16 protein-coding genes are annotated in these 21,167 nt (G+C 72.4%); 3 read left to right on the top strand and 13 right to left on the bottom strand.

From position 1 onward, the window contains the following. The 5 genes from STRTU_RS01390 to STRTU_RS01370 form a co-directional block, all read right to left on the bottom strand. The gene (locus STRTU_RS01390; protein ID WP_269777271.1) at positions 1-1,938 is read right to left on the bottom strand and encodes a non-ribosomal peptide synthetase; all 1,938 of its coding nucleotides are present in this window, start codon (positions 1,936-1,938) and stop codon (positions 1-3) included. Further along, entirely contained in the window at positions 1,935-5,120 is a 3,186-nt protein-coding gene (locus tag STRTU_RS01385) for a non-ribosomal peptide synthetase (RefSeq protein WP_269777270.1), read from the bottom strand. The genes STRTU_RS01390 and STRTU_RS01385 overlap by 4 nt, the downstream gene beginning before the upstream one ends. A 159-nt stretch (positions 5,121-5,279) precedes the next feature. Next, entirely contained in the window at positions 5,280-6,575 is a 1,296-nt protein-coding gene (locus STRTU_RS01380) for a condensation domain-containing protein (RefSeq protein WP_269777269.1), read from the bottom strand. A gap of 93 nt (positions 6,576-6,668) precedes the next feature. After that, positions 6,669-7,979 (bottom strand): MFS transporter, encoded by a 1,311-nt coding sequence (locus STRTU_RS01375; protein WP_269777268.1) that lies wholly within the window; start codon positions 7,977-7,979, stop codon positions 6,669-6,671. 327 nt (positions 7,980-8,306) lie between these two features. Continuing rightward, positions 8,307-8,882, bottom strand: coding sequence for a TetR/AcrR family transcriptional regulator (locus STRTU_RS01370; RefSeq protein WP_269777267.1), 576 nt, complete (start codon positions 8,880-8,882; stop codon positions 8,307-8,309). A 93-nt stretch (positions 8,883-8,975) separates the two neighbouring features. Between STRTU_RS01370 and STRTU_RS01365 the strand changes: the two genes are divergently transcribed. Then, positions 8,976-10,124 (top strand): agmatine deiminase family protein, encoded by a 1,149-nt coding sequence (locus STRTU_RS01365; protein WP_269777266.1) that lies wholly within the window; start codon positions 8,976-8,978, stop codon positions 10,122-10,124. Positions 10,125-10,130: 6 nt separating this feature from the next. On the opposite strand, the gene STRTU_RS01360 is transcribed toward STRTU_RS01365, so the two are convergent. The 5 genes from STRTU_RS01360 to STRTU_RS01340 are packed head-to-tail and all read right to left on the bottom strand — an operon-like array spanning position 10,131 to position 16,202. Beyond that, complete coding sequence (locus tag STRTU_RS01360) at positions 10,131-10,661, bottom strand: nuclear transport factor 2 family protein (protein ID WP_269777265.1); 531 nt, start codon at positions 10,659-10,661, stop codon at positions 10,131-10,133. Continuing rightward, positions 10,645-11,466, bottom strand: coding sequence for a class I SAM-dependent methyltransferase (locus STRTU_RS01355; protein WP_269777264.1), 822 nt, complete (start codon positions 11,464-11,466; stop codon positions 10,645-10,647). The genes STRTU_RS01360 and STRTU_RS01355 overlap by 17 nt, the downstream gene beginning before the upstream one ends. 22 nt (positions 11,467-11,488) lie before the next feature. Beyond that, a complete protein-coding gene (locus tag STRTU_RS01350; RefSeq protein ID WP_269777263.1) occupies positions 11,489-12,820 on the bottom strand; it encodes an MFS transporter in 1,332 nt (443 codons plus the stop codon). Next, positions 12,817-14,832 (bottom strand): PEP/pyruvate-binding domain-containing protein, encoded by a 2,016-nt coding sequence (locus tag STRTU_RS01345; protein WP_269777262.1) that lies wholly within the window; start codon positions 14,830-14,832, stop codon positions 12,817-12,819. Before STRTU_RS01345 ends, STRTU_RS01350 begins: the two co-directional genes overlap by 4 nt. Beyond that, positions 14,829-16,202, bottom strand: coding sequence for an ATP-grasp domain-containing protein (locus tag STRTU_RS01340; protein WP_269777261.1), 1,374 nt, complete (start codon positions 16,200-16,202; stop codon positions 14,829-14,831). The genes STRTU_RS01345 and STRTU_RS01340 overlap by 4 nt, the downstream gene beginning before the upstream one ends. 340 nt (positions 16,203-16,542) lie before the next feature. Between STRTU_RS01340 and STRTU_RS01335 the strand changes: the two genes are divergently transcribed. Together STRTU_RS01335 and STRTU_RS01330 are read left to right on the top strand one after the other, a co-directional pair. Beyond that, entirely contained in the window at positions 16,543-17,826 is a 1,284-nt protein-coding gene (locus STRTU_RS01335; protein ID WP_269777260.1) for a PAS domain-containing protein, read from the top strand. 177 nt (positions 17,827-18,003) lie between these two features. Next, a complete protein-coding gene (locus tag STRTU_RS01330; protein WP_269777455.1) occupies positions 18,004-18,408 on the top strand; it encodes a hypothetical protein in 405 nt (134 codons plus the stop codon). Between the two features lie 104 nt (positions 18,409-18,512). Here STRTU_RS01330 and STRTU_RS01325 read toward each other — a convergent pair whose 3' ends face one another. The 3 genes from STRTU_RS01325 to STRTU_RS01315 all read right to left on the bottom strand — a co-directional run bounded on the left by STRTU_RS01325 (position 18,513) and on the right by STRTU_RS01315 (position 20,983). Continuing rightward, the gene (locus tag STRTU_RS01325; RefSeq protein ID WP_269777259.1) at positions 18,513-18,884 is read right to left on the bottom strand and encodes a hypothetical protein; all 372 of its coding nucleotides are present in this window, start codon (positions 18,882-18,884) and stop codon (positions 18,513-18,515) included. Between the two features lie 159 nt (positions 18,885-19,043). After that, positions 19,044-19,916, bottom strand: a complete 873-nt coding sequence (locus STRTU_RS01320; protein WP_269777258.1) for an HpcH/HpaI aldolase/citrate lyase family protein — start codon at positions 19,914-19,916, stop codon at positions 19,044-19,046. A gap of 5 nt (positions 19,917-19,921) precedes the next feature. After that, positions 19,922-20,983, bottom strand: a complete 1,062-nt coding sequence (locus STRTU_RS01315; protein ID WP_269777257.1) for an HpcH/HpaI aldolase/citrate lyase family protein — start codon at positions 20,981-20,983, stop codon at positions 19,922-19,924. Positions 20,984-21,167 lie beyond the last annotated feature (184 nt).

The following is a 21,167-nucleotide window of genomic DNA, read 5'->3' as shown; positions in this document are numbered from 1 at the left end:
TCAGGCTCCCGCCGGCTGCCGGGCGGCAGTTCGCTGATCGACGAGTCGGGCCACGGCGCGCAGATCCGGCTGGCGCAGCAGCTCGGGGGCGCGCAGCCGTACCCCGCTCTCCTTCTCGATGACGGTCAGCAGCCGGGCGGCGAGCACGGAGGTGCCGCCGGCCCCGGTGAAGTTCTCCGCCAGGGAGATCCCGGGCCGGCCGAGCAGATCGCGGGCGGCGCTCAGCACCAGCCGCTCACCGGGGGTGGCACCGGTGACCTCACCGGGGGTGCCACCGTCGGGCGCTTCGCCGTCCGGGGCGGTGCCGTCGGTGCGGGGCGCGCCGGATTCGGCGGCCCGCCGGGTCAGCTCGGCGCGGTCCACCTTGCCGTTGGCGTCCAGCGGGAAGGAGCCGACGATCCGTATGTCCGAGGGGACGGCCTGCTCGGGCAGCCAGGTGCGCAGGGCGGGCAGCAGTGCGTCCGCCGTGAGCCCGGCACCGTCCGCGGCCCGTACGTACGCCACCAGACGGGCCCGGCCGTCGGCGGTGCGCGGCGCGGTGACGACGGCGCTCAGCACCGCCGGGTCCTGCTCGAACGCGGCCTCCACTTCGGCCGGTTCGATCCGGACCCCGCTGATCTTGACCTGGTCATCGAGCCGGCCGAGGAACTCCAGCCGCCCGTCGGCAGCCATCCGCACCCGGTCCCCGGTGCGGTACAGCCGCTCCACGCCCGGCAGATCGACGCCCTCGGACACGGGCACGAATCGGCGCGCGGTCAGCTCGGGGTCCAGATAGCCGAGCGCCAACCCGCTTCCACCGATGAGGAGTTCGCCCTCCGTACCGCGCTCGACGGGCCGGCCGTCCGCGTCGGCGACGAGCACCGTCACACCCGGTACGGGGCGGCCGATCGGGGGCGCGGTGTCCGTGTCCGCCGCACTGTCCGTGCCGTGCATGGCATGGGTGGTGGTGATGACGGTGGCCTCGGCCGGTCCGTAGGCGTTGTGGACGGTGGCGGTCACCTCCGCGCCGGGACGGCGGCGCAGCCGGTCACCGCCCACGAACAGATGACGCAGCCTCAGGTCCTGGGGCCAGGGCCGGTCCAGCAGCGGCTCGGCCATCGGGGTCGCCGTGACCGCCACCGACACCCCGGCCGTACGCCACCAGTCGGTGAGCACCACGGAGTCCCAGCGGACCGCGTCCGGCGCGGGCACCAGCGCCGCGCCGGACGTCAGCCCGGCCCACAGCTCCAGCAGATGCGGATCGAACGCGACGCCGATCAGCAGCGACTGCCGGTCACCGGGGCCGAGACCGGTCGTCGCGCGGTACCAGTCGAGCAGCCCGCCGAGCGCGGGCTCACCGACGGCCACCGCCTTGGGGCGGCCGGTGGAGCCGGAGGTCAGCACGGCGTAGAACGCCCCGGCGGGCGTGGAATGCGCGGCGGCGGCGGGTGTGGCGAACGCCGCCACGACGGTGGCGGTGGCATTGGTCCCCTCGCCGGGAAGCGCCAGATTCAGCCGGTCGGCGCTGCGGTGCCGGGGCGGCAGCAGCTCGGGATCGCCGATCAGACAGCGGACGTTCAGATCCTCGGTGACGGCGTCGGTACGGCGCTCACCGGGGCGGGGCCCCAGCGGCAGATAGACGGCGCCGATCCGGGCGAGCGCGACGGCGGTCACCACGAGGGCGGCCGACCGGTCGAGGCAGACCCCGACCAGGTCCCCGGGCCGTACCCGGTCGCGCAGCGCCTCGGCGGCCTCGTCGGCGGCGGCGCCGATCTGCCGGTACGTCCAGCGGTGCGTCCCGTCGATCACCGCGGGAGCGTCGGGGGAGCGGCGGACCCACTCCTCGAAGGCGCTGAGGACTCCGCTCGCGCCGTCGGCGGTGGGCCGGGCGCCGTGCGCGACGCTGAGCGCGCCGGCGGTGGTCGGGGCCGCCGTCCGGGCGGTCATCGGCTGGGTCATCGGGACTCCGTCACGGTGGTCGGGGCGGCGGGAACGGGCGTGGGAGCGCCGACGGCAGCCAGCGCGGCGGCCTGGTCGGTCAGCACCGGGTTCTGGAACAGCAGCCGCAGCGGCGGACGCTTCCCCAGCCGCGGCTCCAGCCAGGAGGCCAGCTGGGCGGCGAGCAGCGAGTGCCCACCGGACCGGAAGAAGTGCGAGGACAGGTCGAAACGGCCGTGGCCCAGGGCCTCACGCCAGCCCTCGACGAGCAGCGCCGTCATCGGATCGGCCGGCTCCACGGGCAGCTCACCGGCGGGCTCCTCGGCGGGGGCGGCCGGCTCCAGCGCGGCGGCCCTGCGGGTCAGCGCGGTGCGGTCGGGCTTGCCGCCCGCCAGCCTCGGCATGACGTCGAGCCGGTCCCAGCGTCCCGGTACGAGGGCGCTCGGCAGCCGTTGGCTCAGCTCCGTGTGCAACGCCTGCTCGTCCCAGGGCCCGTTCTCGTCCGCGCTCTCCAGGAAGCCGACCAGCCGGGGCCCGCCCGGGGCCTCGCGGTCCAGGACGACGGCGCAGGACCGGCCGCCGAGCGCGGCCGAGGCGGCCGCCTCCACCTCTTCCAGTTCGATGCGGTAGCCGCGCAGTTTGATCTGGTGGTCCAGGCGGCCCAGGAAGTACAGCAGTCCGTCGCGGCCGCGGTAGCCGCGGTCACCGGTGAGGTAGACCCGCTCACCGCCGAGCGCCTCGACATGGATGAACCGGGCGTCGGTGACCTCGGGGTTGCCCACATAGCCTTCGGCCAACCCCGCCCCGGCGATGGCCAGTTCACCGACCGCGCCGTCCGGCAGCGGCCGGTGGTGGGCGTCCAGCACATGCACCCGCTCGCCGGGCAGCTCGGTGCCGAGCGGGATCTCCGCCCCGTCGGTGAGGCTGTCCCGGGTGATCTCGTGCACGGTGGAGCTGACCGCGGCCTCGGTGACGCCGTAGACATTGAGCACGGTGCTGTCGGTGTCGGCCAGGAACGCGCGCAGCGCATCCACCGGGAGGCGTTCACCGCCGAGCACCAGCAGCCGCGGCGCCCAGTGACCGTCGCGCAGTACGGACCGCATTTCCTGACGGGTGGCCAGGAAGTAGCTGGTGGGCAGATTGGCCACGGTGACCCGGGCGGCGGCCAGCAGTTCGGCCAGCTCGGTGCCGGTCGGCACCTCCCGCTCGGGGGCGACCAGACACGCCCCGGCGTACAGCGACGGCAGCACCTCTTCGAGGGCCACGTCGAACGACGGCTGGGCGAACAGCAGCACCCGGTCACCCTGGCGCAGGCCGAACCGCTCGGCCGCTCCGGTCAGATGGTTCTCCAGCGCCGCGCGGCCGACGGCCACGGGCTTGGGGATGCCCGTCGAGCCGGAGGTGTGAATGAGGTACGCGGCACCGGGCACGGCCGCGGCCGCCCGCGCCGGCGGCAGCACCGCGGCGTCGACGGTGGCCGACGGCAGCCCGTCGGGAACGGGGACCGGGGCCTGCTCCGAGGTCAGCACCAGCGCCGGGCTCAGCCGCTCCAGCAGCAGCGCCAGCCGGGCCGGCGGATCGGACGGCGAGAGCGGGCAGTACACCGCCCGGGTCCGCAGACACGCCAGCAGCGTCACCACCGAGTCGGCACCGCGGGGCAGCACCGCGGCCACCGGCTGACCGGCGGTCACCCCCGCCGCCAGCATCCGCTCCGCGAGCGCGGCGACCCGGTCCGCCAGGTCCCCGTAGGTGAGCCGGCGGGCGCCGGTGAGCAGGGCGGGCAGCGAGCGGTCGTGGGCGGTGGCGGGGTCGAGCGGGTCGTGCCGCGGCGGCTGCGGAGCGGCGGCCGGAAGGGCCGACGGCACCGGCGGCGGCGCCAGGTCGGCGAGCGCGGTGCCCGGCGCGTCGAGATACCCGCGCAGCAGATCCAGGAACCGCCCGGCCAGCAGCTTCGCCACGTCCTCACCGAATAGGTCGGCGTCGTAGTCCCAGACCAGGGTCATGCCCGCCGCGCCGTGCCGGGGGCCGACACCGCGGCGGTCGTCCGGCAGCAGCACCACGTCCAGGTCGAACCGGGTGGTGCCGGTGTTGAAGCCCTCGAACAGGGTGATGTCCAGGCCGGGGACCTCGATGTCGGGCAGTTCGGCGTCGTGCGCGCTGAACATGACGTCGAACAGCGGGTTGTCCGCCCCCGAGGTGTGCAGCCCCAGCGCGCGGGTCAGCTCCTGGATCGGCACCTCCTGGTGCGGCAGCGCGCGGATGAGGGTGTCGGTCACCTCGTCCATGGACTCCTCGGCCGGGGCCGCCGGATCCAGCCGGAGCGGGAGCGGAATGGTGTTGACGAACATGCCCACGGTTTCCTCGAAACCGCGCGGACGGTTGCCGACCGCGGTCCCGATCACCATCTGCGAGCGGCCGCTGTGCCGGCGCAGCAGCTCGGCGAAGAGCCCGAGGAGCGTGGCGAACGGCGTCAGACCACGGTCACGGGCGTGCGCACGGAGCCGCTCCGCCAGATCCGCGCCGATCGACTGGCGCAGCTGGCCGCCGTGGTGCCGCCGCTTGGCACCGGGCCGGGCCAGACCGGGCAGCGGCATGTCATAGGACATCTCCCGCAGCGCCCCGGCCCAGAACTCCAGCCCGTCCCGCCGCTCCGCGGTCGCCTCGTCCCCGGACCGGGCGCGGACATGGTCGGCGTACGAGGGGGCCGGCGGCAGCTCCACCGGCTCGCCCAGGACGCGGCCCCGGTAGACGGTGAACACGTCCCGCAGCAGGATCGCGAACGAGTGGCCGTCATGGATCAGATGGTGTTCGACGTGGATGAGCCGGTGCCGGCCGTCCGCCAGCCGCACCAGCGTCCAGCGCAGCAGCGGTGCCTCGTACGTGTCGAGCGGGGTCTCCGCCTCCGTGCGCAGCAGCTCCTGGAACGCGGACTCCGGGTCCGCCGCCCCGCTCAGATCCACCGCGTGCAGCCGCGGCGCACAGGACTCGGCGACCCGCTGGCCCGGCATCGCCCCGGCGACGGCGACGAGTTCCAGCCGCAGACCGGCGTGCCGGTTCAGGGCGGCGGTGAGTCCGTCGCGCAGCGCGTCGGTGTCGAGCGTGCCCCACAGGTCGAGGGCGGCGGTGAAGTTGTAGGCGCGGCTGCCCGGTTGCACCTGTTCGTGCAGCCAGACGATCTCCTGCGAGGAGGAGAGCGGAAGCATGGGCGATCCCTGAGGTCGTCGGGGTGGCGGTGTTTCGGCTGGGGCATGGTCGGACCCGGCCGGTGGGGGGACGCCGACCGTGCCGCGGGTCGCGCGGCAGGTCCGGCGGTGTCGGTGGGTGATGCGGGGGCGGGCCCCCGGGATGGTCGGACGGGGTGGTCAGACGGGGGTCGGCGCGGGGTCCCGCAGCGAGTCGGCCAGGGCGGTGAAGGCGTGCTCGGCGGTGCCGTCGGCGAGGACCGCGCGGTCCCACACCATGCGCAGCCGCAGCTCGGGGCCCTGGGTGACGGAGACCGCGAAGGGACCGCGGACCGCACGGCCGTCGACATGGATCTCCCGGCCGGTCACCCCGCCCAGGCGGAGCGGGGGCTGACGCCGGGCGTCGTCGACGGTCAGCATGCCGTCGAGCCCTCCGCGCCAGCCGGAACCGGCCGCACGGGCGGCGTGCACCACGGCGTCGAACGGGGTGGCGGCATGGTCCAGGTCGTCCCACCAGGCGGCCGCCGTCGCGGCGGCGTCGGACTCGTCGCCCGTGGCGGTCGGGAAGACCACGGTGTTGAGGAAGCAGCCGACCACCGGTGCCGCACCGGCGGGCCGCCCGCCCCACGGGTAGCCGAGCGGCACCACATGGCCCGCTCCGTACAGCACCGCGGCCGCCGCACGGCAGGCGTTGAGCAGCTCGGGGAAGGGCGCCCCGCCGGAGGGCGCGGGGATCCGCAGCGCCGCCGAGCCGCTCGGCGGCGCACCGGGGGAGAGGGGCTCCGGCCGGGCCGCGGGGGCCTGTTCGCGCACCGTGCGCAGCCGTTCGCCCCAGTACGCCATGGCCTCCGGCGCACCCGCGCGCTCCTCCGCGTCGAGCTGCCGCAGCACGGCGTCCCGGTAGGCGTCCAGTTCGGCCGCGACCTCGGCGGGAGAGGGGCCGTCGGCGCCGGGGCCCGCGTCGTAGCCGGTGCCGAGTTCTTCGACGATCCGGGCCAGCGACTGACCGTCGCACACACTGTGGTCCAGTACGACGGCGAGCACCTCTTCCGTCCCCTCCGGGCCGTCCGGCACCAGGAACAGCCGCAGCGGTGACCCGTCCGGCGCCCACCGGCCCATGGCACGGCGCAGCACGGCGGCCGCGTCCGCACCGGGCGCGCAGACCTCCTGGATCACGGGGACCTGAGGCGGCTCCAGACGGAGCACGGGGGCACCGCGCAGCACGGTGGGCCGGGCCCGCAGCACGGGATGCCGGGCAGCCAGCCGCTTCGCGGCCGCCGCGAGGCGTACGGGGTCCACCGTGCCGCGCGGAAAGGCGAAGAACATCGGCACGAGATCCGGGCGCCCGGCCGGGTCCATGGCGCGCACCAGCGCAAAGCGGCGCTGGGCCCCCGTGACGGGCAGCAGGACCGGGGTGCCGTCACCGGCGTCGAGCCGCCGGAAGCGGGCCAGGTACTGGCTCGTGATGCTGAGCACGGAATCCTCTTCGTCGGGACAGGCGCGCATCGCCGGACGGGATGCGGGTGAAGGTGAGGGGCAGAGGGCGGGGCCGGATACGGCGGACGGCCGTCAGCTGACGGGCGCGGGCTCGGCCGGGTCCGCGGGGGCTGCCGGGGCGTCGTCCGCGGCCGCCTCGGCGGTCGGCAGGTCCCGCATCCGGCGCAGCGGGGACAGCAGCAGCGGCAGCGGTACGAGCAGGAACCCGGCCGCGCACCACGCCAGCGCCGTGCGGGCGCCGAACGACTCGGCCAGCGCACCGCCGACCAGGGCGCCGAGCGGCAGGGTGCCCCACATCAGAAACCGCAGGGTGGCATTCATCCGGCCCAGCAGCCGGGGCGGGCACAGCGTCTGACGGAAGCTCACCTGTGCGACGTTGTAGACGACGGCGCCGAAGAAGACCACACCGGAGCCGACCGCGAACAGTACGGCGCCCGCGCCGTGCCCGGACAGCGGCCACAGCAGCGCGAACGGGCCGGTGGCCAGCACGGACAGCCAGATGAGCCTGGCCTGGCCGAACCGGGCGGCGAGCCGGCCGGCACACAGCGCTCCGGCGAGCCCGCCCACCGCCGAGGCGGCCAGCACGAGGCCGACCACTCCCGGCGCCAGCCCCAGCACCCGTACCAGGAAGACGGACTGGGTGGCCATCAGCGTCGCGCTGAAGAAGTTCGCCAGGCCGGTGGTCACCGCGATCACCCGCAGCAGCCGGTGCCCGAAGACGAACCGCAGTCCCTCACCGATGTCCTGGCGCAGCGACGTCCCCGCGACACGGGCCGGCCGGCTCTCGGGCTGCTTGATGCCCCACAGGAACAGGGCCGAGAGCACATAGCCGGCCGCGTCGGCGACGATGGCCAGCGAGGCCCCGAGCAGCTGGACCAGACCGCCGCCGAGCCCGGGACCGGCCACCTGCGCCGAGGAACGGACGGTCTCCAGCGCCCCGTTGCCCGAGACCAGCTGGTCCTTGGGCAGCAGTTGAGGCAGGAAGCTCTGGTGGGCGACGTCGAAGAAGACGGTCGCCACGCCGGTGACCAGGGCGACGAGATACAGCTGCGCCATCGTCAGCACATCGGCGACGGCGGCCAGCGGGATGCTCGCCATCGCGACGGCCCGTACGACATCGGCCCGGATCATCAGCGGCAGCTTGCGCATCCGGTCGACCCAGGCCCCGGCCGGCAGTCCGACCAGCAGGAACGCGGCGGTCTCCGCGGCCGTGAGCAGCCCCACCTGGAAGGCGGGGGCGCGGAGCTCAAGTACGGCGACGAGAGGCAGGGCGACCAGGGTGACCTGGGCGCCGATTTGTCCGGCCGCGGCACCGGCGAGCAGAAGACGGAAGTGGGGCAGGCGCAGCGGGCCACCGGCCGCGGGTCGGGGTATTGCGGGCATGCCAAGGACCATCGCTGAGCCGCCGATCGCGGTCAAAAGTCAATGCACACTTTCGGTCGGCTTTCTTCACCATTTACCCACCGAGACAGAAAATTTTCCGTCAGATCCCGCCAACTGCCGGAGGTCTGCCACCTGTCGCACTTCCTGGCGAGCTACGAAACCCATGGTGGGAGCAGGAGTGAGACCGGGCGATCGGGCCCAGAAGGGTAAGTGCCGGACTCCGACCGAAAACAGACGCTGATGTCCGTTTATTAACCGAAGCGTTGAGTTCATCCGCTATGGCTTCTGTGTCGACGTCGTGGGGGTGTGACCGTGCCCCAAGGCCGGTCAGGTCGGGCCGAGTTCCGTCTCGACGGCGCCGCGGAGCAGCTCATGGGCCCGCTGGAGCGAGGTGGTGCCGCTCAGCCAGCGCTCGCTCAGGCCCTCGGCCAGCGCGGTGAGCCGCTCGGCCGCCGCATACGGGTCGGCCCCGGCTCCGCCCGCACCGGCCTCCTGGACCTGGCGGACCAGCCCGGCGAGATCCTCCACCCAGTCCCGGGTCGCGGCGGCCAGCAGCTCCCGCAGGTCCGGGTCGAAGACGGCGGTGGCGCGCAACTCGCCCCAGGCCGCGCTGTTCTCCTTGACCTGGGGGACGTCCTGGAGCTCCAGCAGCAGCATCTCGGTGAGCTGCACCCGGGGATCGTCGGAGGTCTCCAGCGCGGCATCCGTGTAGCGGACCGCTCGTTGGCTGATGAACTCCAGTGTGCGGCGCAGCAGTCCGGCGCGGTCCTTGAAGTGGTAGTAGATCAGCGCGGTCGAGACGGCGGCCTCCGCGGAGACTTCCTCCACGCGCAGCCCGCGGACGCCCCGCCGGGCGATCAGCCGGGCGGCGGCTTCGAGGATCTGGGTGGGCCTGTCCGACATCGCATGCTCCCGCTGTTCGAAGAAATCAAGGTTGCTGGGGACCGATGATGCCCTAGCATCGTCCTGACCAAAATTTCAGTCAGGGAGTTGACCATGGACATATCCCGACGTCAGACACTGCAGGCGGCGGCCGTCGCCGCCCTCGGGGGAGCCCTGAGCGGCTGCGGCACACCGGACCGCGGATCCGCATCGCCCGGGGCCGACGCCGTCCCCGCCGCGGCCCGGCCGGGCGGCGGATGGCGGCTGCCCGATGAGGCACATCCGCACGAGGCGACCTACATGTCCTGGCCCGGCCGCCGGGTCTGGGGCCCGGACACCACCGGAGTACGTGCCGATATCGCCCATCTCGCCCGGACCATCGCCGAGTTCGAGCCGGTGCGGCTGCTGATCGGGGACCGGGACACCAAGGCCGCGCGGCTGGCCTGCGGGTCCGGGGTGGAGATCGTCCCCGTCCCGGTGGACGACCTGTGGATGCGGGACACCGGACCGGTCTTCGTACTCGGCCCCGACGGCATCGCCGGCGTCGACCTCAACTTCAACGGCTGGGGCGACAAGCAGGAGCACGGCCGCGACCGCCGGGTCGCCCGCGCGGTCCTGGCCGACGAGCGGATCCCCCGGATCAAGGCACCGCTCATCAGCGAGGGCGGTGCCGTGGAAGGCGACGGCCGGGGCACCCTGATGGTGGCCGAGAGCTCCGTCGTCAACGACAACCGCAACCCAGGAAAGTCCCGCGAGGACCTCGAACGGGAACTCAAGGAGCTGTTCGGCGCCACCAAGGTGATCTGGGTCAAGGGCGTCAAGGGCAAGGACATCACGGACTATCACATCGACGCGCTGGCACGGTTCTCCGCACCCGGCGTGGTGGTCCTCAGCACCCCCGCGAAGAACGCCCCCCGTACGGTCTTCACCCCCGCCTACGAACAGGCCCGCGCGGTCCTGGAGCGGGCCGTCGATGCCCGCGGGAAGCGGCTGGAGGTCGTCGAGCTGCCCGAACCGGCCGACATCGGGCGGCACGGCAAGGATTTCCTGGCCTGCTACGTCAACTACTATGTGGCCAACGGGGCGGTCATCATGCCCCGCTTCGGCGACCGGAAGGCCGACCGCAACGCGGCCGCCGTCCTGCGGGAGCAGTACCCGGGGCGGGAGATCGTGCCGGTGCCGGTCGACCACATCGGCGAGGGCGGCGGCGGCATCCACTGCTCCACCCAGCAACTCCCCACGGTGGACCGGCGTTCACCGTGACCGGGATCAGCCCCGCCCCGCCAGCTGATTGAGCGGGCCCTCCGCCAGGGTCCCGCGCTGGTCCACCACGACCGGCAGCCGCGCCATCGTCTCCGCGGAGAGGAGTCCGATCTGGGCCAGGACCGTGGTCTGGTCCCAGTAGAGGTGCTCACCGGAGATCAGCGGCCCGTCGAACGACACCACCACGAGGGCCGGGATCTCGACGGGCCGCCCGGTCGGCGGCACACCGGGCAGGATCCAGGGCATCGAGACATCATGGGTGAACGAGACCAGCATCTCGTCGACCAGCCGCGACTCGCCCGTGGTCCGGGACAGCAGCGTGAGGGCGAAATCCGCCGCGTTGTGGCCCACGAACCAGCGGCGGTAGAAGTGCCGCACGGACGCCCGGCCGCGGGCGCCCATGGCCGTGGGCACATGCAGCACCTCCGGGGCCTCCGACATGGTGGCCATCGTCGTATCGAGATCGAGGGTGTCGAACTCGCTGCGGGTGTGCAGCTCCCACACCCGCTCCCGTTCCCGGTCAGACATGCTCGTCATGGACGGCCTCCTCGGTTCGCCAGCCCCACGCGGTGAGTATCCCGGGGGAGAGACCGGCGCACGCGTCCGATGCCAGCTCATGCCGGGCCCGCTCGATTGCTGCCTCGTCGACCTGCCCCGTCGCCAGCATGGCGCCCCGGGCCCGGTCCCAGGTATCGGCCCAGAAACGGCTGAGCGGGCCGCCCGGCACCAGCGGGGGGACACGCATCTCGGCGGCCACCCGGCGCAGGCCCTCCTCCCGCAACAGGTACGGATAGTCGGGCACCCAGGAGATGTCCGTACCGATGGACTGCCGGAGCCCTTGCCACATCGCCCGCATCACCGTGGTGTACGGGGTGGCCGGCGCCCCGGCGGTCGTCAGGTCCACCGCGTCGCTGAGCACCAGCACACCGCCGGGCGCCACCAGCGAAGCCAGCTTGGTGATCATGCGGCGCCACGCCCGCAGATGCATCAGTACGAACCGTGCGTGGACCAATTGGAACCGGCCGGGGTCGAAGTCCGGCGCGGTGATATCGGCGGTCAGTGTCGACAGCCCCGGCGTCGGTTCGGCGTCCAGGGACCGGGTGTCACGGTCGACCGCGAGGACGGCCGTGACACCCGCCGACTCCAGCAGCCACCGGGCGACGGTGCCGGTGCCCGCCCCCACGTCCAGGCAGGACCACCCGGGCCCGGCGCCCAGCGCCGCCAGCCGGGCCGTGCTCACCTCGTCATAGGCGAGCGCTCCCAGGTCGATACGGCCTGCCTCGCCGGCCTCGTCCGGGCGGAACAGCCCTTCGCCGTACCGCCCGGCTTCCGTAGCCCGCACGCCACCAGTATGACGGTGGCGCTCAGGGGTTTCCTGCTGTGGTGACCAGCTCCGTGGCCGGCTCGGCCGCCGGTGGCTTCCGGCGCCGGCCCGGGACACGTCGCAGGACCAGCTGGAGCACCACCATCACCACACCCGTCGCCAGCGCGCTGTGCCACAGCAGCGCGTCCAGCCGGCCCGCCGAGAGATACGCCCCCGCGGCCACCGCCGCCAGCGCACACACGCCCCGGTCCACGATGCTCTCGACGGAGAGCAGAGTGGCACGTGGCGCCCCCGCCGGGATCGCGTCGTTCACCAGCTTGCGCTGGAGCGGATAGGCGAAACCGGTGACCGCGGCGAACACACACAGCAGGGCGATCACGGTCCACGGCCCGCCCAGGGTGCTGCCCGCCAGGGTCCCCGCCATCGCCAGGCTGAGCAGCGACACCCAGGCCACCGGTGACAGCCGCGACCCGAGCCACTGCGGACGGGCCGAGGCCACCGCCTCCGCGACGGTCATCGCGGCCAGCACCCCGCCGTGTGAACTCTCGGGGATGCCGTGGTCCAGCAGCACCGGCTGGAAGAGGTTGACCTGGCAGATACGGGAGAGCGTGAAGACCGCGACGCCCTGCACCATGAGCAGCGCGAGCCAGGGCGTGGCCCACACCCAGCGCAGCGCCGTGAGGGCATCGCGCAGGAACGGCGGCCCACCGCGTGCTGCCCCCTTGGCGCGGCCGGGCCCGCCGTGCCGGACCGCGGCCTGCCGCGGCAGCACCACGGCACAGACGAGGGAACCCGCCGCGCTCGCCGCGCTCAGCACATACGGCGTGGGATGTGCGACGGCCATCAGCGGACCGACCAGCGGCCAGCACAGCACCTTCGCCGCCAGCCCCAGCGCCCGCGCCTGCCCCTCCGCCTTCAGATAGTGCTCGCCCGCGCCCTCGGCCTCCAGGCCGTCGTAGAGATAGGCGCTGGCGGCGCCCGAGGTCAGGGAGCGGCCGGCGGCGATGGCCAGGAAGTGCACCAGGAAGCCGGTGTAGCTGGGCGAGAAGACCGGCGCCAGGTTCGCCGCGGTCATCACCACCGCACCGGCCCGCAGACAGTTGCGGGCACCGATACGGTCGGCCACCATCCCGGTCGGTATCTCGAAGAGACAGAACGCGACGTAGTAGATGCTCTGGATGCCGAAGATCTGCCCGTCGGAGAGCCCCGCCTCCCGCTGGTACGCGTAGAAGACCGGCATCCACCACAACAGGTTGAACAGCAGCTGGAAACCGTTGTTCAGCCGGATGATCCGGCGGGCCCGCGGGGGCAGCGGCGCGCCCGCGGCCCGGGGGCGGCGGGCGCGCAGCGGGCCGGTGAACCGGCGGATCACAGCGCGTAGGGGCGGATCTGGACCAGGCGGAAGTCCCCCTGATCGGTCATCAGCCACTCGATGTCCAGCGGATGGTCCACATCGGTGTCGCTGAAGTGGGACTGCAGCAGCCGCCCGGTCAGCGCCAGCCGCGCCAGCTTGTCCCGGGTACCGACCGGCAGGTCCTGGCCGGACGAACCGAGCGCGACGGTCCGGCCGCCGCCCTCCACCGTGTTGTACAGGTACTGAAGCGGCAGCGTCGTGCCGTCGACCACCGTCTCGGGCGAGCCGGGGGAGCAGTTGAGATAGACGTTGCGGAAGTCCTCACGCCGGGTCGGATTGCAGGTCACCAGGACGCCGCCGAGGTCAGCGGGCACATACTCCTGGATGATCACGCCCATATAGGTGTCGTCGAGGGAGATGCCCGCCTGGTGGCGCAGCCGGACACTGCGCGGTGACAGCAGCGAGGCCCACACCTGGCGTACCGCGTCGAGGAGTTCGTCCGCACCGTGGACGGTGGTGACCGAGTCATAGACCCCGGCCGCGGAGAACCCGGGGAGATCCTCGGCGTTGGAGGAGGAGCGCACCACGAGCCGGTTGCGGGTGTCCGGACCGCCGGGCAGGGCCGAGGTGATCTGGCGGGAGACGTCCTCGGGCATCGGGGTGTTCCGGATGAGCTGCTGCAAATGCAAACAGACCGCGTCCGCCGCTTCGACGGCGTCGAGTTCGAGCGCCATCTTGAGCTTGCCGATGCCCTGTTGGACGGCCGGTGAGGACGTCAGAAAGCGGTGCTGCAGGGCGAAGGGGAGAGCGATCCCGTGGGGCGCCGCGATGACCCCGGCCACGAAGTCGGCGGCCAGGGACCGCAGTTCGGCCGGCGTCGCGTCCTTGGTGCCGAGGCGGGCCGCGAGATGGCCGTAGAGGTCCGAACGGGGCGGCCGCGGCTGCCCGTAGAAGGCGGTGAGGTCGGCGGTGCGGCTGTCGAGGACGTGATGCAGCTCGCCGAGGTTGGCCGCCTTGGTCCCGTAACGATCCTGGTCGGCGCGGCGCAGCCGGTGCAGCCACAGCGCCGGAACGTCCTCCAGCAGCGGCGGCTCCATCCGGATCCGCTGCTGGTGCCAGGTCGGCGCCTCCAGCGTGGGGGCACTGGCCAGCGGGACGATGGTGATCTCGTCATCCTCCACCCGGTAGCGGACCCAGGCGCCCTCCAGGACGTCCGGACCGACCATCCGGTCCAGGTCGCGGACGATCGCGTTGGGGATGCCCCAGCCGGAGGCCAGGACATTGGTGTGCGAGAGCGGGGTGCCCGGTGAGGTGTTGAGGAACCCCGCCACCCGCGGCACATCGTCCGGCAGACACGGCATGGCCACGATGTCGGACCAGCCGAGCCCGTCGGCCGCGGCCGTGTACTCCTCCAGGGTCCGGAAGTAGCGGAGCCGGCCCACCGCCTCCCCCGGGTTGAGCGGGGTGCGGGTGCGGTTGCCGAAGAGCTGATGGCCGAGGATCCGCGGCACCCGTACATCGCTGATCGCGGCGAGTTCGTGCTCCTGCCCGTGGTTCGCCGGCTTCAGCAGCAGCGGCAGACGGCCGTCGACCCGGTGCCGGACGAAGGTGTAGAACTCCTCCAGCAGCCGGCCGTGCATGGTGTCGGCCTCGGTGGTCTCCATGACGAGGAAGGGCCGCTCCCGGCCCTCGGCGTCCTCATCGGTGTGCAGGGAGAGCACACCCAGCAGGAAGCGGCGCTCGGCGTCCATGTAGACCGAGGCGTTGAAGGCGTCCAGACAGGAGTCCAGCTCCGCCAGCTCCATCCCGAGGACGCGGGTGGCGATGTAGTTGACATGGAAGGGATGGACGGCGGTGTCGAGCAGATGCCAGGTGTCCTCGACCCGGTCCACCACGACCTTGAGGTACGGGTGACCGGCCAGCACCCCGGACAGGGTGCGGAACAGCGGCAGGGAGAGGTTCTCCCCGATGACGGTGCGGTCGACGACGGGGCCCGGCGCGCCGGAGGGCAGAACGGCGGTGGTGGTCATGCGAGCACCTCCGTGGTGCCGGTCGTGGGGAGGGTCCCCGGCAGGGCGTCGACCAGGGTCCGGAAGTCGCAGATCACGGTCTCCGGGTCGGTGGCGGACAGCAGGCACAGCGCCGCCATGGTGTTGGCGCCCGCGGCCGGGTCGTACGCCGGCACCGGCGTCCCGTCCGGCAGCGAGTTCTCGGCCACCACGGACAGATGGCTGCCCGCGCTCAGCGGGACCGCGTCCCGCACCGTCGGGAAGTCCCAGACCCGCTGGTCCGGCCAGGCGTCACCGGCCCCGTCGACGGCCAGCACGACCAGCGAACCGGCCGCGCCGTGCGCCTCCTGAGGGGTGCGCACCTCGGCGGGCCAGGAGACCGGACGCCCCAGCAGATGGTCGGTCAGCATGCCGATCAGATCCAGGCCGAAGACCTCCTCGATCTGCGGGACGGTCATCGCCCCGCCGAACCGGGCGGCGGTCTCGATCACCCACATCTGCCCGTCCGCGCCCAGCTTGATCTCGGTGTGCGTACCGCAGTTCCGCAGCCCCAGCGCATCGACGGCCTCGCGCGCCAGCGCCACGATCCGCCGCTGGGCGTCGTCCGGCAGCGCCGCCGGGGTGATTCCGGCGCGTTCGGTGAACGGCTCCACCGTGGGCATCCGCCCGCTCAGACAGACCGGACGGAAGTCACCGTCGACGACGACGCCCTCGACACTGACGTAGTCGCCCCAGCCCTCCTGGTCGAACCACCCGGTGGCGGTACCCGGCACGATCTCCTCGACGAGGAAGTCGGCCCCGGCGTCGGCCACATGGAGTTCGGCGTACCCCAGCTGCGCGGATTCGGCCATCACCTCCCGGGCCCGTTCCCAGGCAGCCGGGACGTCATCGGGGGAACGCAGGATCCGGTGCGCGGTGGAACCCGCGCTCCAGGCGGCCTTCAGCAGCAGGGGGAAGCGGAGCGCGGCGGCCGCGTCGTGCAGATCCTGTTCCGTGGCGACCGGCCGGAACCGGGGCTGGGATATGCCCCGTTCCTGCCAGGTGCGCCGCATCATCCGCTTGTCGCGGGCCAGCGCGCAGCAGTCGCCCGCCCCGGCCAGGCCCAGCTTCTCGCAGGCCTCCGCGACCGCGACGACCGCGTACTCGGAGAAGGTGACGACCGCGTCCGCGCCGACCGCCTGGGCCCGGGAGACGATCAGGGACACCAGGTCCCGCCGTTCGGACTCGGCGGGGATCAGCACCGAAGCGCACAGCCGGTCAGCGGACGCGGCCACGGTGGGAGGGAGCGCGCTGAGCGCCAGCAGGTGCACTGCCGACCGTGCGGCGACCCGTGACAGGGCGTACCCCAAGGGCGGACCACCCTTGGCATACACGAACAGCACCTTGCTCACTGGAAACCGACTCCTTTTCATATGTGGGAACGATCGGAACGGCTGACAACGCCCGGCCCCCCGGGATCCGAACACCGTTCCCTCAAGCGAAGCAGCCGTGCGGCCCACCGTTCCCCTCTTCGGGCCGCAACCGCTCAGGCAAATGCCAGAGTTGTGGATACCGTCATGCGGTCGTGAAGCTTCCGTGATGCCGTATGGCGGCCGCGCGGCGCCGCGCACCGGCGCATGGATATCGCCAGATCGGCCGAGAACCGGGCATGCCTGCCCGCGCCGGGGGATACGCATGGCGATGGCGCGCCGTCCGAAACCCGTTGATCTCATCGCAGCAAAGGGGCCCGTCGTGGACGAGACCAGTCTGAAGTCGCTGCTCGAACACCTCCCGGTGTCCTGGTGGGAGGCCGACCGCGAGCTACGTGTGATCGACAGCGGCGGGGGTGCCTTCGATGACACGGTGACCGCGCAGCGGTTCCTCGACACCGTGCGCAAGGAGCTCGCCGGGCCGGCCGAGGCACCGGAAATCAGCCATTGGCAGGCCCAGTTCGACGGTCGTGTCTTCGATGTGAACTGGCCCCTCGGAGTGCCCCGGCAGGGCCGCTCCCGTGGCCTGGCGGTGGAGGTCGGCCCCCGTACGGCCGGCCCCCGCCGCTATGACGCCTTCGCGGACCTCGCCCCCGCCGCGGCCTTCATCCGGGACGCGAACGGCCGCTACCTCTGGGCGAACCACGCCTATGCCCATCTGTACGGCACCACACCGGAGCACATCATCGGCAAGGACGTCACCGACATCGACGGCCCGGCCGACGCCACACAGGTCCTGGCCCTGGACCGGGAGGTGCTCCAACGCGGCAAACCCGTCCGGCACACCCTCACCTACCACCGCTTCGACGGCACCGGCGGACAGGCGGTCGGCCACCGCTTCCCCGTACAGGAAGGCAGCCAGCGGTGCGTGGCGGGCATCTACATCGACATCAGCGACTACACCCGCGCCCTGCGCCAGCGCCGGGAGGCCGAGGAGAGTCTGCACGCACTGCGCGATCACAGCGGACTGCCGTGCGCCCTGATCTCCGCGGGCGGCCGCATCCAGCAGGCCAGCGCAGCGGCCGCCGAAATGCTGCAGACCCGCCTCTCCGACCTGGTCGGCCGCCGTGCGCACACCGTGCTCGGCCCGACCGCGGAATTACCGGGGCTGCACCGCAGCTGGCTCGATCTGATAGCGCGCCGCAGCCGACGCATCCAGACGACCGTGGTGCTCGTCGACGCCCGCGGTCACCAGCGCCGCGCCCGGCTGCATCTGACGACGGTGGGCCGCAGCGCGGACCGTGCCACCAGCGTCTGGGCCATCGTCACCCACCAGGGGCTGGCCCATGAGCCCCATCCGCCCCTGACGGCAACGCAGGTCCGCATCCTGTCCCTGCTGGCCGCCGGCCGCAGCAACGCCGAGATCGCCACCTCCCTGCACCTCTCCCGGCAGACCGTCGACTACCACCTCAGCCGGCTGCGGGACCTCCTGGACGCCCCGACCCGGCCCGCCCTGGTCGCACGCGCCTATGTGCTGGGCATCCTCGCCCCCCAGGCATGGCCGCCCCGCTCGGCGACGGCCTGCCATCCGCACAGCGTCACCTGACGGTCCCACCGCCGGTGTCAGCTCACGGCGTCAGCTCCGGAGTGTGGGCCACCCGGCTGATTGTGGCCGCCAGGGGTTTGCTCCCCGCGGGTTGAACGCCGGAGTGGGACGGCCGCGGCAGCACGATACGTCTGGCATCAGAAGGATGAAGAGGCGAGGAGCGTCGTGAGAAGATTCGTGCAGGCGGGAACTGTCGTCGGGGCGTGCGGGCTGGTGCTGTTCGGCGGGGGAGCGGCCCAGGCGGCGACCCTTCCGGACTCGCTGCTCTCCGCGGTGGCGGACGCCGATGTGGGCACCGTGACCGGCATGGTCAACGGGGTGGTCTGCAACAACCGCCTGGGCCAGATCCACTACAAGTCACCGGTGGTGGCCTCCCCGAAGGGCTGTGTCAACGGGCCGGTACACAGCGGCAACAGCCTCAACAGCGGCAACTTCTTCAACCACGGGAACCCGAACAACAGCGGGAACCTCTCCAACACCAACGGAACCACCAACAGCGGCAACTCCGTCAGCGGTGCGTCCTCGGGCAGCAGCAACAACGTGCAGCGCATCCTCGGACTCGGAGGTCTCTTCCACCACTGATCCGCACCGCGCCGGCGAATACCGGCACCGCGCCGTCGCCGCACCGAAGCCGCTCCGGCCCCGGAACGCCCGGGACCGGAGCGGCTCGACGCGCACACACCGGCTCAGGCGCGGCGGTGGTGGTGGATGTGCTGCTCTTTGTTGCCGGACTTGGTCGCCGTGCCGGTCGTGCCACCGGTGTCCTCGTTGGTGTTTCCGTTGGTGTTCTTCGGGCTGCCGCTGCTGCTGACGGTGCCGACCACATACACGTTCTGCGATGTTCTGGGATTTCCGCTGAGCACCGGCCCGTTGATACAGAACCGGGCCCGGTGCGCGCAGCGGAATCTGGCGTCGAAGCGGGCGACGGTGTCGCTGTTCGAGACCCCGTCGCCGCCGGCCGTCTCGGCCCACGCCAGGGTGGGCGAGACCGTACCCGCGGCCAGGAGCAGACCGCAGGCTCCTGCCATCACGACATTGACGCGTGCCGATTTCTTCACTGTGTGCTCCTGCACTCATGGTTGGAACCCGGGAATCTTGCTATCCCGGATGCCCCTCACCACCAAGCCTGAGCAACGGCCAGTCCCGTTTATTCACCCTGTCCGATTATGGGATTCACCGCGACGGCCCTGACGCCGCCGCGGTGAGCCCGATCGGGCCTAGCGTCCGGCGATCGCCTCGGCGAGGGCGAGGATCCGGCGGGCGTCCTCGACATGCAGGTTCTCGATCATCCGGCCGTCGACGGTGACCACCCCGCGCCCCTCGCGGGTCGCCTCGTCGAACGCGTCAATGATCTTCTGGGCGCGGGCGATCTGCTCGGCGGACGGGGCGAAGGCCCGGTTGCACGGTTCGACCTGCGAGGGATGGATGAGCGTCTTCCCGTCGAACCCGAACTGCCGGCCCTGGACGCACTCGGCCTCGAACCCCTCGGCGTTCTTCACGTCGTTGTAGACGCCGTCCAGGATCGCCTTGCCGGTGTCGCGGGCCGCCAGCAGCGCCAGCGACAGCCCGGTCAGCAGCGGCGCCCGGCCGGGAACATGCTCGGCGTGCAGCTCCTTCGCCAGGTCGTTGGTGCCCATCACCAGCACGGTGAGGCGTTCACTGGCGGCGGCCACCGCACGGGCGTCCAGCATCGCGCGCGGTGTCTCCACCATGGCCCAGATGGCCGTACGGTCCGGAGCGCCGGCGGCTTCCAGCGCGCGCTCGACCTCCCGCACGGTGTCGGCGGAGTCCACCTTGGGCACCACCACCGCGTCCGGTCCGGCCTCGGCGGCGGCCCGGAGGTCATCGGCGTGCCAGGCGGTGCCCGGCCCGTTGACCCGGATCGTCACCTCCCGGTAGCCGTACTCCCCCGAGGCCGCGGCGGCCGCGACCCGCTTGCGGGCGTCGGCCTTCGCGTCGGGGGCGACGGCGTCCTCCAGATCGAGGATCAGCGCATCGGCGGGGAGGGACTTGGCCTTTTCCAGGGCGCGTTCATTGGCACCGGGCATGTAGAGCACGGAGCGGCGCGGTCGCAGGATCGCGTCGGACACGGGTCTTACTCCTTTTCGGCCGCGGCGTAGGCGTCGCGCAGCTCGGGGTCGCGGGCGGCGAGGGCATCGGCGAGTTCGGCGACCACCTGGCACTGCTTGTACGTGGCGTCGTCCTGCATCTTGCCGTCGATCATCACCGCACCGGTGCCGTCGCCCATCGCGCCGATGACCCGGCGGGCCCAGGCGACATCGGCGGGTGCGGGCGAGAAGACCTTCTTGGCGATGGCGATCTGCACCGGGTGCAGGCTCCAGGCGCCCACACAGCCCAGCAGGAAGGCGTTACGGAACTGGTCCTCGCAGGCGGTGACGTCCTTGATGTCGCCGAACGGCCCGTAGTACGGCAGGATGCCGTGCGCCGCACAGGCGTCGACCATGCGCGCCAGGGTGTAGTGCCACAGATCCTGCTGGAAGGTGGCCCGCGGGGCGTCGCCGTCCGGGCCGTGCGGGTCCTCCCGTACCAGGTATCCGGGGTGTCCGCCGCCGACCCGGGTGGTCTTCATCCGGCGGCTGGCGGCGAGGTCGGCGGGGCCCAGTGAGATGCCCTGCATCCGGGGGCTGGCTCCGGCGATCTCCTCGACGTTGGCGACGCCGGTGGCGGTCTCCAGGATGGCGTGCACCAGGATCGGCCGCCGTACCTGTGCCTTCGCCTCCAACTGGGCGAGCAGCCGGTCGACGTAGTGGATGTCCTCGGCGCCCTCGACCTTCGGCACCATGATCACGTCGAGCTTGTCGCCGATCTCGCCGACCAGCGTCAGCAGATCGTCCAGCGCCCACGGCGAGTCCAGGCTGTTGATCCGGGTCCACAGCTGGGTGTCGCCGAAGTCCGTGTCCTTGGCGATCTTCACCAGGCCCGACCTGGCGGCTTCCTTGCGGTCGGCGGCGACCGCGTCCTCCAGGTTGCCGAGCAGTACGTCCACGGTGGGCGCGATGGCCGGCACCTTGGCGGCCATCTTCTCGTTGCCCGGGTCGAAGAAGTGGATCATCCGGGACGGCCGGAACGGTACCTCGCGTACCGGTGTGGGCGCCCCGACGGCCAGCGGGCGGAAGAAGTCCTTCGGAGAACGCATGCAGTCTCCCTGGTCGGCTCGGAGGGCGGGCCGCCGCCGGTGCCCGGCGGCGCCATTGCGGCCCTCACTCTAGGCCCGGCCAGGGGCAACACTACTGACCAGTACGTGTGCCGTTGGTCACCGCCGGCAAGGAGGCGGCACCGGGCGCGGCACCGGACGCACGGGGCGTCAGCGGCGTTTCCGG

Source organism: Streptomyces tubercidicus (assembly GCF_027497495.1).
Taxonomy (GTDB): Bacteria; Actinomycetota; Actinomycetes; order Streptomycetales; family Streptomycetaceae; genus Streptomyces; species Streptomyces tubercidicus.
The sequence above is the reverse complement of the archived record's forward strand: the minus strand, read 5'-3'. Positions and strand labels throughout refer to the sequence as shown.